Genomic DNA, 14,478 nt, shown 5'->3' on the forward strand with positions numbered 1-14,478 from the left:
TTATGTTTCTCTATCATACACGATGAGGCGTCGTTTTTGATAGGTGAGCAGGGTGAGGACTAAGAGAATGCCGCACACCGATGAATAAAACAGATAGCCTGTTATCTCAAATGCATAGAAGAAGAGGGTGATGTCATATCCTCTGCCATTACGCAAATAGTTTTCGAATAAGGCTAAAAAACTAAAAATGGCGGTGAGCAAACATAACCACGGCAGCAGGGTATCAGCAAATGTGTAATAGATATGCCTGTTTGGAAAGAGGCGTTTACTTATCTCCATTCGGTAGATCAATAGCACCAGCAAAATAAGTTCTTTGATCAAGTGCAGACCAAAAATGAGACTGTTTTGGAACAGACGATTCTGTGTTTCTGACGTCAGGCTGATCAGGCCGGTGGTGAATAGCAGGTTTTCATAAACAATAGGAAACAGGGCCAGTCCTGTTAAACCGCACAGGTTCACCTCTCTCAGTCGGACTCCGATGATAAACAAGCCAATGAGTAAGAGTGAGTATGCTGAAAAAACGTAGAAAGTGGCGTCACGAAGAATGATTAAAAGCAGACTGAGTGTGACGGTGGCCATCAGCAAGGGTCTATTGAGATAGCGAAAATGGACCGCGAAGACCATGTATCAAATCCCTGGATATTATTAAGACAAACCTGTCGCTGGACTATACAGGTTTGCCTTTCGAATGTTAACTCCGTTTTTTAATGGTCGGTACTTTCAGTTCGTAGGCTTCTTTGTAGGAGATCACCGTCAGTGCAACCAGCATGGCACATATGGTAGAAAAGATCAGATAGCCTGTAATTTCAAAGGCGTAAAAGAAGAAGGTAATATCGTATCCCTTACCATTACGGAAGTAGTTTTCTATCAGTGCGAAGAAGCTGATAGCTGCACCTATGAGGTAGAGCCAGGGCATGATGCTGTCTGCAAAGGTGGCTCGGATCTGGTGTTTGGGGAACAGCCATTTGGTGATTTCTACACGATAGGTGAGAAGCACCAAAATAAGGAGCTCTCTGGCCATAGAAAGGCCGAATATAATGCTGTTTTGTAGCAGGCGATTTTCTTCGTCTGAATAGAGGCTGATCAGCCCAGTGGAAAACAGCAGGTTTTCTATCAGTATGGATGACAAGTTCATCATTGCGAGGACGCAAATATTAATGTCTTTGATCCGCAGCCCGATCAGAAAAACCAAAGAAATGATTGCAATACAAGAGAGGATGAACACATAGGTTGCATCCTGCATAATAAAAATGACTACTACCATCACAACGTATGGTAGTAGTAGGTCTTTAATCGATAAATCCTTTGTCATGTCGAAGTACGTTTTGTCTCTAGTTTTTGGGAAGTTTGTTGGCCTTTAGGTCTAACAGGGTGTAACACACTGGAACCGGCAGAGACTTTTTGGCAATCAGTAAATGAAAGAGATTTCATATTGATGTTCCTTATGTCATTGTTGTTTGCCTAACCAAAACGACTACAATAACTGGCTAGTCAGCTTCTAGAGTATAGGCACTGCATCCGCCTTTGCTCATTCATCTGAAAACTACGTGCATGTCGCGCAAACGTAATCCAGATGAACTGGGTGTGCTTAAGACCTATCATATATGATTTATTTCATACAGCACAACATAAGGTCTATTAAGCTCTGGTTAATAAATTTACCACCTAGTCCGAAAAAGTGAAATGAAATTTTTCATATAACTTTAATTAATTGTTAATTATATTGTTCGTTTCACTTTTTCTTCTTGAAAATCTGAATATTAACTACGTAGCTAAACTTTAAATTTCGCCATTTCTTTTTCCAGTTGATGCGTTAATGCCGTGATACTGTCGGTTGCCTGATGCGCATGATGGGAGACCTGTGCCGTCTGGCTGGCAGTATCAGATATGGTGACCACACGATGGGCGGTGTCTTCTCCGGCCGCGAGCTGTTCTTTTGCGGCTTGTGCGATTTGGTCACTCATTTGCGATATTGCACTGAGCGATTCAGCCACGCGCTTCAGCGCTTCGCTGGCTTCGTTTGACATTGTCACGGTTTTTTCACTGGTGGCGATACTGAGCGTAACCGACGCCTTGGCTTCCTGAGTTGCAGATTGCAGGTTACCAATCATGGTATGAATTTCTTCTGTGCTGCTTTGGGTGCGTTGTGCCAGCTGTCTGACTTCGTCTGCAACGACCGCGAACCCGCGTCCTTGCTCACCGGCACGTGCCGCTTCAATCGCGGCATTCAATGCCAGCAGATTGGTTTGCTCGGCAATGCTTTGGATGACACTCAGTACATTGGCAATGTTCTTCACTTCTTCATCGAGCACCTGAATATTATTGCCGGCACTGTCGATTTGCTGCTCCAGCAGAACAATGGCTTCTGAAGCTTTGGTGGTGAGCTTATCGGCACTTTGTCCCTGGCCTTCTGCCTGTTGCACTGAGTCTGCTGCTTGTTCAGCATGCTCAACCACAGTTTGCGCAGAGGCGGTGAGTTCGGTGATCGCTGAGGCCACCATTTGGGTTTCTTCGCTCAGGCTGCGAGTGAGTGACTCTAGCTCATTAGAGCGAGCTTCACCGTTGTGGCTTTGTTCATTGAGCGAATCGCTGACCGATTTTAGCCCCCCAACCACACCTTTTAGCCCTTCTTGCATATATTCCATGCCAGCCAGAATGCTGTCTGGCTTGGCGTTATCATTGTGGATCTGTGAGGTCAGGTTACCACGCGAGACTTCCTGAACGATGTCGAGCACATCATCCAGCTCTGCGCCTAATTTGTTAGACAGGGACAAGCCAAAACGGGTCAGCGCAAAGGTCAATGCGACAGCGATAAGTAATGACAAAGACGCGAGCCAGCTTGCGGTATCCCAGTAGCGCTCATCGACTTCCTGATAACTGATCCCGGTGCCAACATACCAACCGAACAGAGGAGTTTTTTGCACGACTGAAGTCATAGCCGCAACGGTGCCATTGCGCTGTGATGTCCAGTTGTAGGTAATAATACGATTTGTTTGTGAGCCTACCAGACGCTCCACCATGCGCCCGATACTGTTCCCATTTGCATCTTTAAAGTCGTTGAAGCTGGTGTCGTGTAAATGCGGGTCGTGTGGCGCAGCGATGAAATTGAGTTCACTGTCTACCACGTACACGTATTCGGAGTCATGATACTTATTTTCGCGTAAAATTTGCGATGCGAGTGTTTTGGCCTGTTCCTCTGTCAGGGCGCCGCTGCGCACAAACCCTTCAAACTGTTGCACTATATTGGCTGTGCTTTTCATCAGTTGATTGATCCGCGCAATATTATCTGTTTCGCTTGCATGTCTGAGGGATTGCAGTCCCACGATTGCCACCAGAATGAGTGCGACAAAGATAGAAGCTGCAAATAGGATGATTTTTGTTCTTAAAGTAAGTGATGAAAACACGTGATGCCCCTGTAGCAGAACCTGATTTAATGATTTAACACGAATTCCGTATTGTGGAAAGCTGAAAAAGGTCATTATAACAGTAATTTTAGATGATTTTTCCTCACTATAGGGGGTGACAGCGTTTTACCTTGCATTAATTATGTTAACTTCCGTATCACTGAGTAAGCGGTACTCTCCGGCTGCGAGTTGTGTATCCAGCTCGATACCTGCGACGTTTTCGCGGTGCAGCTCCACCACCTTATTACCGACCGCAGCTAACATACGTTTTACCTGATGATATTTCCCTTCGCAGATAGATAAGCGTAGCGCGTACTTATCCAGCTGCTCTGCTATGGCGGGCTGAGTGAGGTTTTTTTCGTTGTGCAGTGCGACACCCTGGCGCAGTTGCTCAAGTGCATCTTCGGTGAGTGCCTCTTGTGTTTCAACCAGGTAAGTTTTGTACTTCTGTTTCTTTGGTGAAGTGATTTGATGAGACCAGTCGCCATCATTGGTAATTAAAACGAGCCCTGTCGTATCCAGGTCCAGTCGTCCCGCAACATGAAAATCTTTTAAGTTGGGCTCGTCCAACAGCTCAAAAACGGTGGGGTGCAGGTCGTCCTGATTGGCGCATACATAACCGGCGGGTTTGTTCAGCATATAGTAACGTTTACCCAGATAAACCAGCGGTGTCTGGTTCCATTCGACCAGATCATTCTGCCCAACGGAATAATCCGCTTTGCTGATGGTGACACCATTGACAACGGCCAGGCCTTTTTTTATCCCGATTTTGACTTTACTGCGAGGCAGCTCCTGAACGTGGCTGACAAACTTATCTAAACGGCAGGGGAATTTCATAGTGATTGCTCTGTAAATTGTATACGACCCGCAGGTCAATGCAGGCGAGCTGAGGTCAGCTCTGAATTAGGGGCTATTATACGTCAGTTCTTGCGGTAGATCTCTGGGTCTAAGTCATAGGGGTGAACACTGAGGTGGATTTGCTCGCCATCGACGAGTGAATGCAGCGCTTTGAGTAGCGTTTCACTCAGCAGTTGTTTTTGCGCGACCGTTCTGCCGGTAATAATATGGGCTTGTACGTGTATAAAACCTTGATGGCCTCCACCGAGTTGATAGTCGTTATAGGCAATTGCCCGGGTTTTAATGGACGAAGGATCAAACAGCTGAGTACGTTCAGCGCCCTGGTGGACGGCCCGGACCAGCTCACAAACGGAAATATTCAGATGGGCAGAGTGTTCAATGATCAGATGAGGCATGGTATCACAGGGTATTTGTCGCTAATATGGCAATATGATATGAATCTTTTCTTGCAATGCCAAGTGATTAGTGGGCAGTGACACAGCCCGGAACTGGCAAACTTTGATACAAAAGACAGGATATTATGCTGGCGATATTTAAATCTAAACCGCTACTGGAAGACGCTCAGGCTCAGCAGTTAATTCATTTGTTTGGCTGGGCGGTTGAACATTTTGACGTCGACTTTTTTCTCCGTCACACCCGAATTGTTGAGCCAACCGTGCAAGACTTCCCGGATCAGGTCAACAGCGTCGAGCAAATGGCACAAACCGTATTTGACCGGGTGCGCGATTATGCCGGGTTGCAGCACTGGCCAATTGCTTTACTGCCACCTCAGCAAATGCCGCTGCAGCAGACCTTTCCTAATTTTTCCCTCAGTGGTGGATTGCGTGGTGCGCAGGTGTCGGTGTTGGAGCAGCCAGCTTTACCGATCGCGCTGTCCTATAACCCCAATCAAATCAACCAGCCTCAGGATATGGTTGCGAGTTTAGCAGGCTCTCTGGCGATGATTTTGATTCATCAGGTGGGTAAGTTGCCACCCGGCGGTCAGGAACACTTACCTGTTGCCGCTGATGTGCTGGCTGTGTATATGGGGTTTGGTGTGATGTTGAGTAACAGTGCTTACCATTTCAGAGGGGGGTGTGGCTCTTGTTATAATGCGTATGCCAATCGACAGGCTGCGCTCAGTGAGGCGGAAACGATTTTTGTGCATGCCTTGGTGTGTCATTTTAAGCCACAATATAATGGTGCTAAACACCTTAAACCTCACCTTAAAGGCCTGTATAAAAAAGCGTTTAAGCAGCTTCAGGGCATTTTGAAAACATCTCCGGATCCTGTTTTACTGGCACTTGAGGATCGCAGCCGTGTCGCCTTATCTGGATGAGTTTGTTTTGATTGTGCTGGCACATTTTTTTGCTGTTGCCAGTCCCGGACCTGATTTTGCTGTTGTATTAAAACAAAGTATCAGCTTTGGCCGGCGCAATGCCCTGATGACCAGCGCTGGAGTGGGGTTAGGGATATTGGTGCATGTCACTTATTGCCTGCTTGGGGTTGCGTTGTTGTTATCGCAATCGCCGGCGTTATTTAATGCGTTTAAATACCTGGCAGGGGCGTATCTGGCGTATATGGGTATTCAGGCGTTACGCGCCAGTGCGAAGCCGGTCTCACAGCAAGACAGCACTGCAACGGTGGGACAGGAAAGTGCACTGCAGGCGCTGCGCCTCGGCTTTTTGGTTAACGCACTTAATCCAAAAGCAACCTTATTTTTCCTGTCTTTGTTTACCCTGGTGATTGATCCCGGCACACCGCAGTCCGTACAACTTTTCTACGGATTGTATATGGCCGTGGCGACCTGGTTATGGTTTTCTTCGCTCTCAATGGTGCTGAGCAAAGCTTCTGTCCGTGGTTTTTTTCAACGCGCCGGGCATTGGTTTGATCGCGGAATTGGGGTGATTTTACTGCTGCTGGCGCTCAGAGTCATACTTTAAATAATGCCGGGAGTCATGATGGCAGACAGAGAGATACTGAATTTCGCTTTTGGATCAAATTTAACCCCCGCGCGCTTGTTGGCGCGTTTACCAGCAGCTCAATTGCTTGGTACCGCCCGCCTGCCAGGTTTTACCTTAGGCTTTCGTCATCTTGGTCAGGATGGCTCGGCCAAATGTTCTATCGAACCAGATGACAGTGCTGGGGCATGTGTACACGGGGTGCTGTATGCCTTAACTGAGCAAGAAGTCGTGCAGTTAGACCGCATAGAAGGAGAGGGCTATCAGCGCCAAGGTGTCGAGGTGGTCCGCCCCTGTGGTTCGCGTATAACAGCGCACTGTTACTTCACACAACAATTTTACGACGACCTGCTGCCGTTTTCCTGGTACCTGGAGCATGTGCTGCGGGGCGTGCAATATCATCAATTTCCCGCGTCCTATCAGCAGCTGCTTGCTAAGCAGCCATGTACCCTGGATTTGGATTATCACAGGGCCCGACGGGAGTTGTCCATTCATCAATAAGGAATAGCAATACACATGAAGTACCAAGTTGGCAAAGGCCTGATCGCCGCCGTGATTTTGTCGGTGAGTCATTTTTCTGCGTTGGCTGAGCAGCATGCGCCAGGCGTGAATATAGCAGATGTGGAACAGGCAGTCGCTGAAGCGATGGAAAGATTCCACATACCAGGCATTGCACTTGCTGTGGTTGAACACGGTGAGGTTGTATTGAGCAAGGGATATGGGGTACGCCATATCGCTCACCAAGATAAGGTGAATGCTGACACCTTATTTGGCATTGCTTCGAATAGTAAGGCCTTTACGGCTGCGGCACTGGCGATACTCGTCGATGAAGGCAAGGTGAATTGGGAAGACAAAGTCATCAAACATATTCCGGAGTTTCGCTTGTCAGACCCCTATGTAACGCGAGAAATGACGGTAGCTGATTTGCTCAGCCACCGCAGTGGCCTGGGTAAAGGAGCCGGAGATTTAATGATTTGGCCTGATACGGACAAAACCATGGCTGATTTGCTTGAAGGCATAGCACACTTACCAATTGAGAGCAGTTTTCGCAGTACCTATGCTTATAACAACCTGATGTTTGTGGTTGCGGGCGAAGTCGTACATCGAGTTAGTGGACAGAGTTGGCGAGATTTTATTGAGCAACGGCTGTTCAAGCCAATGGGGATGCATACCTCAAAAGCTGGATACTCACGCATTCCCCAGGAGAATAAAAATAGGGCGACCGGGAGTATCTACTGGGATGGCCAACTCACGCCTTTCTTTGTTGACTACTTAGAGGATTTTCGTGGCGCGGGTGCCATTGCTTCCAGTGCCAACGATATGAGCCTGTGGCTAAAGACTCAGCTGGCCGCAGGTAAAATGCCAAATGGCGATGTGCTGTTTCGCGAAGTGCAGCAGGCTTACATGTGGCAACCCTTTATTATGCGCTGGCCAAGCGAAGCGGGTAAGGCATATCAGCAACAGTTTCGAGGGTATGGACTCGGCTGGGGGATAGAAGACTATTTTGGCCATAAAAAAGTGGGCCACGCAGGTGGGATCCCGGGCATGGTCTCTCAGGTGGCTATGATACCGGGTAAACAACTGGGTGTGGTGGTACTGTCTAATCAACAGGCCTATCCGGCCCTGACAGCCATAATTAATGAGGTCTTTGAAGATGCGCTGGGTTTGCCTGACACAGACTGGGTTAAAGAAGCGGCTGAACAGTATACTCAAAAACGTGAAGAGGCCTATCGTAATGCTGGTGTGGTGAAGCTAGACAAACGGCAACCACCACTGGCTAACCAAGTGTACACAGGAACGCTAGTCAGCCCCTGGTATGGTGATGTCGTGGTGGAAGAGCTCAATGGTGAGCTATATATTGATTTTACCCATACCGCAATGCTGAAAGGGAAACTGCAACACCATACAGGTAATACCTTTGTTGTGAGGTGGCAGCACCCTATGCTAGAAGCAGACGCTTACATTGATTTTACTGTGTCTCCATCGCAACAGGTCGAAGCTGCGAATATGTCCTGGGTGAACCCGGATATTACGGACTTCAGTTTTGATTTTCATAACTTGCAGCTTAAAGCTAAGCCGCTTATAACAGAGTAAACTAGCAGGTTACACCAAAGTATCAGGGTTTGCTCCACACGGCTCTGATACACTTAAATGATGACTCTACGAAGGACTGATTTTGCTATGCGCACTGCATTGATCACTCACCCGCTTTGTCGTAAACATAAAATGATTGCGGATCATCCAGAATGTCCGGAGCGACTGGACGCTATTTCAGATCGTATTCTGGCGTCCGGGTTAGATGTGGCCATTGAATATAAAACGGCACCCAAGGCGACATTGGAAGACATTGCACGCGTGCACGACCAGGCGCATATTAACCGGGTGTGTGAGGCCTTGCCTGAGTCTGGTCTGGCCGAGCTGGATGGTGACACCTGGTTATGCCCTGATTCAATGAAGGCGATTGAGCGTGCTGTTGGGGCTGGTTTGCTGGCCGTTGATGAAGTGCTTGCAGGCAAGCTGGATGCGGCTTTTTGCGCGGTGCGTCCACCGGGACATCATGCCAATCAACATAGTTCTTCGGGGTTTTGCGTATTCAATAACCTGGCTATTGCGGTTGCTTATGCTCAGCAGCAGGGGGTGGATCGAATCGCGGTGCTGGACATCGACGTACACCATGGCAACGGGACGCAGGATATAGTACGCGATGACCCTCGGGTGTTGTTTTGTTCATTATTCCAATACCCTTTTTATCCTAATACAGCGATTGAAAATACGGATTCTATCTTGAATTCCCCGCTACCCGCAGGCAGCGATGGGCGAGATTTTCGTGCGCTGGTGGAGCAGCAATGGCTACCCAAGTTGGCTGAATTTTCACCTCAGCTTATCTTCATCAGTGCCGGGTTTGACGCGCACCTTGAAGATGATATGGGAGGACTGGGCTTTGTGGAGCAAGATTATATCTGGTTTACAGAGCAGGTGATTGCCTTCGCCAGGGCACACTCATGCCTGGGTATCATTTCTTATCTCGAAGGGGGCTATGATCTGTCATCGCTGGGGCGCAGCGCTGAGTGTCATGTCCGTGCGCTGGCAGAAGCCTGAGCCACCTCAATCAACGGATATCTTCTAACAACTCGAAGGCCTCTTTAACACTGCACTGGTTGAGTTTAGACACGCAACATTGGCCTTCCTGCACTAAGGTTTGTTGCACTAATCGGGTGAGTTCATCGGCCGACAGGGCTGGGACCTGTTGGCCTGAACGGGTCAAATACTGGCCATCAGGATAGATACAGATCCCCTCGTCAGCGCCCGCATAATGGCACATTTCGGTCAATTCAGTCTCATTGCTGACATAAGCTAGACTTTGGTCTAACCATAATAGGAACGGGTAAGACTTTATTGTCATTATTTGTTCTTGGTCAAGGTTGTGTAAATTGTCTTCATTATACTCGATTAGATTGGCTGAAAGCGAGGCTGTGCTTATGATGGGCGATACACGTCAACTGCAAATTAAAGATGTTTATTCTAATAACCTGTTGTGTTGTGACTACACAACGCGTTTATATGATGCGTTGAGTCTGATGCGAGAGCGGCGGGTCAGTTCGATATTTATTGAGCAGGACGGGAAAATCGTCGGAATTTGGACAGAGTCAGACTGTGTCAGTCTGGATTTCGAGCACACAGGTCTGGCACAGACTGCCATAGGTAATATTATGAACTCACCGGTGCATGACATTCTGATCAGTCAGACGTTGAGTGAAGCCACGATTAAGTTTCATCAGCTGGGGATCCGCCATCTCCTGGTGAAAGACGCCCACAACCAGCCACAGGGAGTGGTGTCTCTGTCTGATATTGTGCGCAATCAGGGGTTAGATCACTACCTGCACTTTCGCCCCATAGAAGATCATTTCGAGTCACAGATCAGCACGTTGGATGCCCAAGCTTGTATTTCCGAGGCGATTCATGCGATGCGCCGGGACAAGACCACCGCGGTGTTGGTGTATAACCAGGCATTGGCTGAGTATGGCATTATCACTCAACGGGATGTGGCCTATGTGATCCTGAACCAGGACTGGCGTATGCCCTGCTGGGAGTTGGCCAGCTATCCGATGGAATCCATGACCCCCAAAGACAGTCTGTTCGATGCTTACCGTCTGATGACGGCACGTTCAATTCGTCACCTGGTGATCCGCGAGCCCGGTTCAAATGCTGTGATGGGCTTGCTGGCTTTGAAAAATGTCCTGACCGAGATAGAAACCGCTTACTGTAGCGAGCTGGAAAAGGTGCTGGCTCAGCGGGATCTGGCGTTGCAAAAGTCGGAAAAAAATCTCTATTTGGCTAACCGCATCATCGATGCTTCGCTTGATGGCATTATGATCACCCGGGCCAATGGCGAAATCATCCAGATCAACCCTGCATTCAGTGCGTTGACGGGGTATCAGGATTATGAGGTGCTGGGTAAAAACCCCAGCTTACTTAGTTCGGGCGTACATGGTCAGGATTATTATGAAAGGATGTGGTCGGAATTGTCACATAAGGGCGTTTGGCAGGGGGAGATCTGCAATAAGCGTAAAAGTGGTGAAGTGTATGTCGAGTGGCTGACCATCATTGAGATCAATGAACCCTACAGTGATGATGTGCTCTATGCCGCTATTTTCAGTGACATCACCGAACGTAAAAATGCGGAAGAGAAAATTGCCCGACTGGCGTATTTTGATGAACTCACAGGCTTGCCTAATCGCCGGCTATTTTACGACAGGCTGTCTATGGCGTTGGCCTCGGCGCAGCGAGATAAGCACAAGCTCAGCGTGATGTTCATAGATCTCGATCGCTTTAAGGAGGTCAATGACACCCTAGGTCATAGTGCAGGGGATAAACTGCTCAGTCAGGTTAGCGAGCGGATAAAAGCCATTCTTAAGCCTGGCGACACACTGGCCCGTCTGGGCGGGGATGAGTTTGTGGTGCTGCTTACCGAAGTCGAGCATATGGAAGATGTGGTGGGCTTTGCCGATCAGGTGCTAAGTGAGCTCAGTGTGCCCTTTGCGCTGGGTGAGCTCAATGTGGCGGCGACCGCATCACTGGGGGCGGCAATCTACCCTGAGGATGGTCTGGACAGCGAAAGTCTGCTCAAGCATGCTGATGTGGCTATGTACCGCTCTAAAGAATTGGGGCGCAATTCTTTCCAGCTGTATAAAGCATCGATGAATGCGCGCTCGCTTGAACGCTTGTCTATGTTGAGTCGCTTTCAAAGCGCCCTCGAAGGCGGTGAGTTTGAGCTCCATTATCAGCCATTGCGTTGCCTGACGAGCGGTCGGATCATGAGTGTAGAGTGTTTGCTGCGCTGGCAAGACCCAAACCTGGGCACCATCTCGCCAGCCCAGTTTATTCCGTTGGCAGAAGAGCTCGGTTTGATTGTGAAATTGGATCAGTGGGTGATCAACGAAGCTTGTCGACAAATGGCTCAATGGTTGAATGAAGGGCTGGATATGCGTCGCATCGCGATTAACATTTCTGCCAGTCACCTCAGTCAGGGAGATCTGGTGATGACCATGGCCAAAGCGCTGGAACAGCATAATCTGGATGGTCATTATGTCGAGCTGGAGCTGACCGAAACCAGTTTTGTTAGCAATTTGCATGATGCTAAGGTGATGCTTAACAAGCTGAAAAATCTGGGAGTCTCGATTGCGCTTGATGATTTTGGGACAGGGTATTCGGCGCTAAGCTATCTGACTAAGCTGCCCATCGACATTCTGAAAATCGATGCCAGTTTTATCGCTAAAATACCGGATGAATATGGCAACAGTGAGATTGTGACAGCGATTGTTGCGATGGCCAAAGCACTGAATTTACATGTGGTGGCGGAAGGGGTTGAAAAATCCGTGCAGCAGAAGTTTTTGCAAAAGCTGGGTTGCCACACGATGCAGGGGTATCACTATTGCCGGCCACTGCCTCAGTCAGACTGGCTGAACTTTTACCGTTCAGAGCGGGGGCTGAATGAGCTCTCTCCCCCGCAACGACGGGTCAGCGGCCGCTAAATGGCCGCGCATGCGCTAGTCCAGACTCACCGAAACTTCGTATGAGGTGAACTTACGAATATTGATCACACCCGTGTCAAAGATCAGGTACTGGCCTTTAATGCCTTGCAGTATGCCACTGACAACTGGCTCTTTATCAAAGTTAAAAGAACTGATCTTGCTCGGGTAGTCAGTTACCGGGAAGTTCAGATCCACCACGTCTTCATCGAGCCGCTCAATTGCTGTGGCGCCAAACAGTTCAGCCAGCTCATCCAGCTTAGCCTGGATCTGTGGGATCAGCTCTGCAGCGGATGCTTTAAGGTCCAGTTCTGGATTAATGCCTTTGAGCATATTGCGCCAATTGGTTTTATCCGCAATAAATTCCGCGAGAGCCACTTCCACCAGGCCCGATTGCAACCGGGTCTGTACTTTGAAGATAGGGACTGCCTGCGTGGCGCCCTGATCTATCCAGCGTGTCGGGATCTGGGTATGACGGGTGATCCCCACTTTCAGGCCTGAGGTGTTTGCCAGGTAGACATAGTGCGGGATCATACAGTGTGTTTCGCCCCACTCTGGCTCACGGCAAGTGCCCTGATCATAATGGCAGGTTTCGGGCTTCATGATACACATGTCGCAACTCGCCAGTTTTTTCATACACACAAAGCAGTGGCCCTGAGAGTAACTCTTTTTGGTTTTCTTACCACAATTACAACAGAAAATGTTGCCACTAAATGTGAGCGTCAGACGCTTGCCAATCAGCTCGTTCAATGGCAACAGATCGTCGCCCACAGGCAGCTGATAGTTTATGGTTGGTGCCGATGCACAATTCAATTGTGCCTGCATCTTACGTAGAGTACCTTGCATCTTTACGCCCCTAAAGATGGTTGAAATAGGCGATCCTAGCAAAGCGTGACACAGAGGTGAAGAAAGGGGGAGAAATAAAAAACCGGGTCAGAGACCCGGTTTTGCGTTATGTGCTTTATTGCTCGCGTGCAATGGCACGGTAGGCGATGTCGGTACGATATTCAACACCGTCCCAGTTAATCTCCTGTACCAGCGCATACGCGCGCTTTTGTGCTTCTGTGACGGTGTGACCCAGCGCAGTAGCACACAGGACACGACCACCAGCTGTCACGACGGCGTCACCATCTTGTTTAGTGCCCGCATGGAAGACTTTTTCACCTTCCGGATAGGTAACACGTAAACCAGAGATCGCATCTCCTTTCGGATAGCTAGCTGGATAGCCCTTGGCTGCCAGCACCACACCCACAGCGGCGCGAGGATCAAACTGAATTTCAGTCTGATCTAGCTCTTGTCGGTTAGCTGCTTCAATCAGGGTCACCAGATCCGATTGCAGACGCAGCATGATAGGCTGCGTTTCCGGGTCGCCAAAGCGACAGTTGTATTCGATCACTTTTGGCGTGCCATCAGCTGCAATCATAAGGCCTGCATACAGAAATCCTGTGTAAGGGTGGCCTTCTGCTGCCATGCCCTCAACGGTAGGTGTGATCACCTCATCCATAATGCGCTGGTGGATCTCTGCGGTTACAACCGGAGCAGGAGAGTATGCGCCCATGCCGCCCGTGTTCGGACCTTCGTCACCATTATAAGCGCGCTTGTGGTCCTGACTGGTGGCGAATGGTAAAACGTTCTTACCATCAACCATTACGATGAATGAGGCTTCCTCACCTTCGAGGAACTCCTCGATAACAACGCGGCTACCAGCGTCACCAAAGGCATTGCCCGCCAGCATATCGCGAATGGCGTCTTCTGCTTCGGCTTCAGTCATTGCCACGATCACGCCTTTACCGGCAGCCAGACCATCTGCTTTCACAACGATTGGTGCGCCTTGTGCTTTAACATAAGCCAAAGCAGGCTCAATTTCTTCAAAGGTCTGATAAGCTGCCGTTGGGATCTGGTGGCGAGCTAAAAAGTCCTTAGTGAATGACTTAGAGCCTTCTAATTGAGCTGCTCCCTGAGTTGGGCCAAAAATGGCCAGACCCGCATCACGGAAGCGGTCAACGACGCCGATCACCAGTGGTGCTTCAGGGCCAACAATCGTGAGCTCAACTTTGTTGTCCTGGGCAAAAGCCAGCAAGGCATCGATGTCTTCGACACCAATGGCTACGTTTTGCAGCTTTGGCTCAAGGGCCGTGCCTGCGTTGCCAGGGGCAACAAATACAGTTTTTACAGATGGGTTTTGCGCAGCCTTGAACGCCAGTGCGTGTTCACGGCCGCCGCTGCCAATGACAAGTATATTCATGG

14 protein-coding genes are annotated in these 14,478 nt (G+C 49.0%); 6 read left to right on the forward strand and 8 right to left on the reverse strand.

The window, feature by feature from the left end:
* The 5 genes from PRUB_RS01180 to PRUB_RS01200 form a co-directional block, all read right to left on the reverse strand.
* Window positions 1–624, reverse strand: a complete 624-nt coding sequence (locus PRUB_RS01180) for a hypothetical protein (protein ID WP_010383266.1) — start codon at window positions 622–624, stop codon at window positions 1–3.
* 67 nt (window positions 625–691) lie between these two features.
* Window positions 692–1,312 (reverse strand): hypothetical protein, encoded by a 621-nt coding sequence (locus PRUB_RS01185; RefSeq protein ID WP_010383265.1) that lies wholly within the window; start codon window positions 1,310–1,312, stop codon window positions 692–694.
* Window positions 1,313–1,772: 460 nt separating this feature from the next.
* Window positions 1,773–3,404, reverse strand: a complete 1,632-nt coding sequence (locus tag PRUB_RS01190; protein WP_021032737.1) for a methyl-accepting chemotaxis protein — start codon at window positions 3,402–3,404, stop codon at window positions 1,773–1,775.
* Window positions 3,405–3,530: 126 nt separating this feature from the next.
* Window positions 3,531–4,241 carry a pseudouridine synthase gene (locus PRUB_RS01195; protein WP_010383263.1) on the reverse strand — a complete coding sequence of 237 codons (711 nt, stop codon included), beginning with the start codon at window positions 4,239–4,241 and terminating at the stop codon, window positions 3,531–3,533.
* A gap of 83 nt (window positions 4,242–4,324) precedes the next feature.
* Entirely contained in the window at window positions 4,325–4,657 is a 333-nt protein-coding gene (locus PRUB_RS01200; protein ID WP_010383261.1) for a 5-carboxymethyl-2-hydroxymuconate Delta-isomerase, read from the reverse strand.
* A gap of 125 nt (window positions 4,658–4,782) precedes the next feature.
* On the opposite strand from PRUB_RS01200, the gene PRUB_RS01205 reads away from it, so the two are divergent.
* From PRUB_RS01205 to PRUB_RS01225, 5 genes are all read left to right on the forward strand, one after another.
* Entirely contained in the window at window positions 4,783–5,580 is a 798-nt protein-coding gene (locus tag PRUB_RS01205; protein ID WP_010383260.1) for a hypothetical protein, read from the forward strand.
* Window positions 5,561–6,184: a LysE family transporter gene (locus PRUB_RS01210; protein WP_010383259.1), complete on the forward strand. Its 624-nt coding sequence runs from the start codon at window positions 5,561–5,563 to the stop codon at window positions 6,182–6,184. The genes PRUB_RS01205 and PRUB_RS01210 overlap by 20 nt, the downstream gene beginning before the upstream one ends.
* Window positions 6,185–6,199: 15 nt before the next feature.
* Window positions 6,200–6,703: a gamma-glutamylcyclotransferase family protein gene (locus PRUB_RS01215; RefSeq protein WP_242065204.1), complete on the forward strand. Its 504-nt coding sequence runs from the start codon at window positions 6,200–6,202 to the stop codon at window positions 6,701–6,703.
* Between the two features lie 15 nt (window positions 6,704–6,718).
* Window positions 6,719–8,296, forward strand: a complete 1,578-nt coding sequence (locus PRUB_RS01220) for a serine hydrolase (protein WP_010383257.1) — start codon at window positions 6,719–6,721, stop codon at window positions 8,294–8,296.
* A gap of 87 nt (window positions 8,297–8,383) precedes the next feature.
* Window positions 8,384–9,301 (forward strand): histone deacetylase family protein, encoded by a 918-nt coding sequence (locus PRUB_RS01225; protein ID WP_010383256.1) that lies wholly within the window; start codon window positions 8,384–8,386, stop codon window positions 9,299–9,301.
* Between the two features lie 10 nt (window positions 9,302–9,311).
* Here the strand turns inward: PRUB_RS01225 and PRUB_RS01230 are convergent, their stop codons facing one another.
* Window positions 9,312–9,605 (reverse strand): DUF4144 family protein, encoded by a 294-nt coding sequence (locus tag PRUB_RS01230; protein WP_010383255.1) that lies wholly within the window; start codon window positions 9,603–9,605, stop codon window positions 9,312–9,314.
* 76 nt (window positions 9,606–9,681) lie between these two features.
* Here PRUB_RS01230 and PRUB_RS01235 point away from each other — a divergent pair, with 76 nt between their 5' ends.
* Window positions 9,682–12,234, forward strand: coding sequence for an EAL domain-containing protein (locus PRUB_RS01235; RefSeq protein ID WP_010383253.1), 2,553 nt, complete (start codon window positions 9,682–9,684; stop codon window positions 12,232–12,234).
* A gap of 15 nt (window positions 12,235–12,249) precedes the next feature.
* On the opposite strand, the gene PRUB_RS01240 is transcribed toward PRUB_RS01235, so the two are convergent.
* Both PRUB_RS01240 and purD read right to left on the reverse strand, forming a co-directional pair.
* Window positions 12,250–13,077, reverse strand: a complete 828-nt coding sequence (locus tag PRUB_RS01240; RefSeq protein WP_010383251.1) for a DUF2797 domain-containing protein — start codon at window positions 13,075–13,077, stop codon at window positions 12,250–12,252.
* A 115-nt stretch (window positions 13,078–13,192) separates the two neighbouring features.
* Window positions 13,193–14,476: a phosphoribosylamine--glycine ligase gene (gene purD, locus PRUB_RS01245; protein WP_010383250.1), complete on the reverse strand. Its 1,284-nt coding sequence runs from the start codon at window positions 14,474–14,476 to the stop codon at window positions 13,193–13,195.
* Window positions 14,477–14,478: the final 2 nt, after the last annotated feature.

The sequence above is a fragment of the Pseudoalteromonas rubra genome, assembly GCF_000238295.3.
Taxonomy (GTDB): Bacteria; Pseudomonadota; Gammaproteobacteria; order Enterobacterales; family Alteromonadaceae; genus Pseudoalteromonas; species Pseudoalteromonas rubra.

What these genes read in the sequence shown, in the direction of transcription:
- PRUB_RS01200 (WP_010383261.1), bottom strand. Translation starts at nt 4,657, where the DNA reads ATGCCTCATCTGATCATTGAACACTCTGCCCATCTGAATATTTCCGTT.
- PRUB_RS01195 (WP_010383263.1), bottom strand. Translation starts at nt 4,241, where the DNA reads ATGAAATTCCCCTGCCGTTTAGATAAGTTTGTCAGCCACGTTCAGGAG.
- PRUB_RS01185 (WP_010383265.1), bottom strand. Translation starts at nt 1,312, where the DNA reads ATGACAAAGGATTTATCGATTAAAGACCTACTACTACCATACGTTGTG.
- PRUB_RS01225 (WP_010383256.1), top strand. Translation starts at nt 8,384, where the DNA reads ATGCGCACTGCATTGATCACTCACCCGCTTTGTCGTAAACATAAAATG.
- purD (WP_010383250.1), bottom strand. Translation starts at nt 14,476, where the DNA reads ATGAATATACTTGTCATTGGCAGCGGCGGCCGTGAACACGCACTGGCG.
- PRUB_RS01205 (WP_010383260.1), top strand. Translation starts at nt 4,783, where the DNA reads ATGCTGGCGATATTTAAATCTAAACCGCTACTGGAAGACGCTCAGGCT.
- PRUB_RS01235 (WP_010383253.1), top strand. Translation starts at nt 9,682, where the DNA reads ATGATGGGCGATACACGTCAACTGCAAATTAAAGATGTTTATTCTAAT.
- PRUB_RS01230 (WP_010383255.1), bottom strand. Translation starts at nt 9,605, where the DNA reads ATGACAATAAAGTCTTACCCGTTCCTATTATGGTTAGACCAAAGTCTA.
- PRUB_RS01220 (WP_010383257.1), top strand. Translation starts at nt 6,719, where the DNA reads ATGAAGTACCAAGTTGGCAAAGGCCTGATCGCCGCCGTGATTTTGTCG.
- PRUB_RS01180 (WP_010383266.1), bottom strand. Translation starts at nt 624, where the DNA reads ATGGTCTTCGCGGTCCATTTTCGCTATCTCAATAGACCCTTGCTGATG.
- PRUB_RS01240 (WP_010383251.1), bottom strand. Translation starts at nt 13,077, where the DNA reads ATGCAAGGTACTCTACGTAAGATGCAGGCACAATTGAATTGTGCATCG.
- PRUB_RS01215 (WP_242065204.1), top strand. Translation starts at nt 6,200, where the DNA reads ATGATGGCAGACAGAGAGATACTGAATTTCGCTTTTGGATCAAATTTA.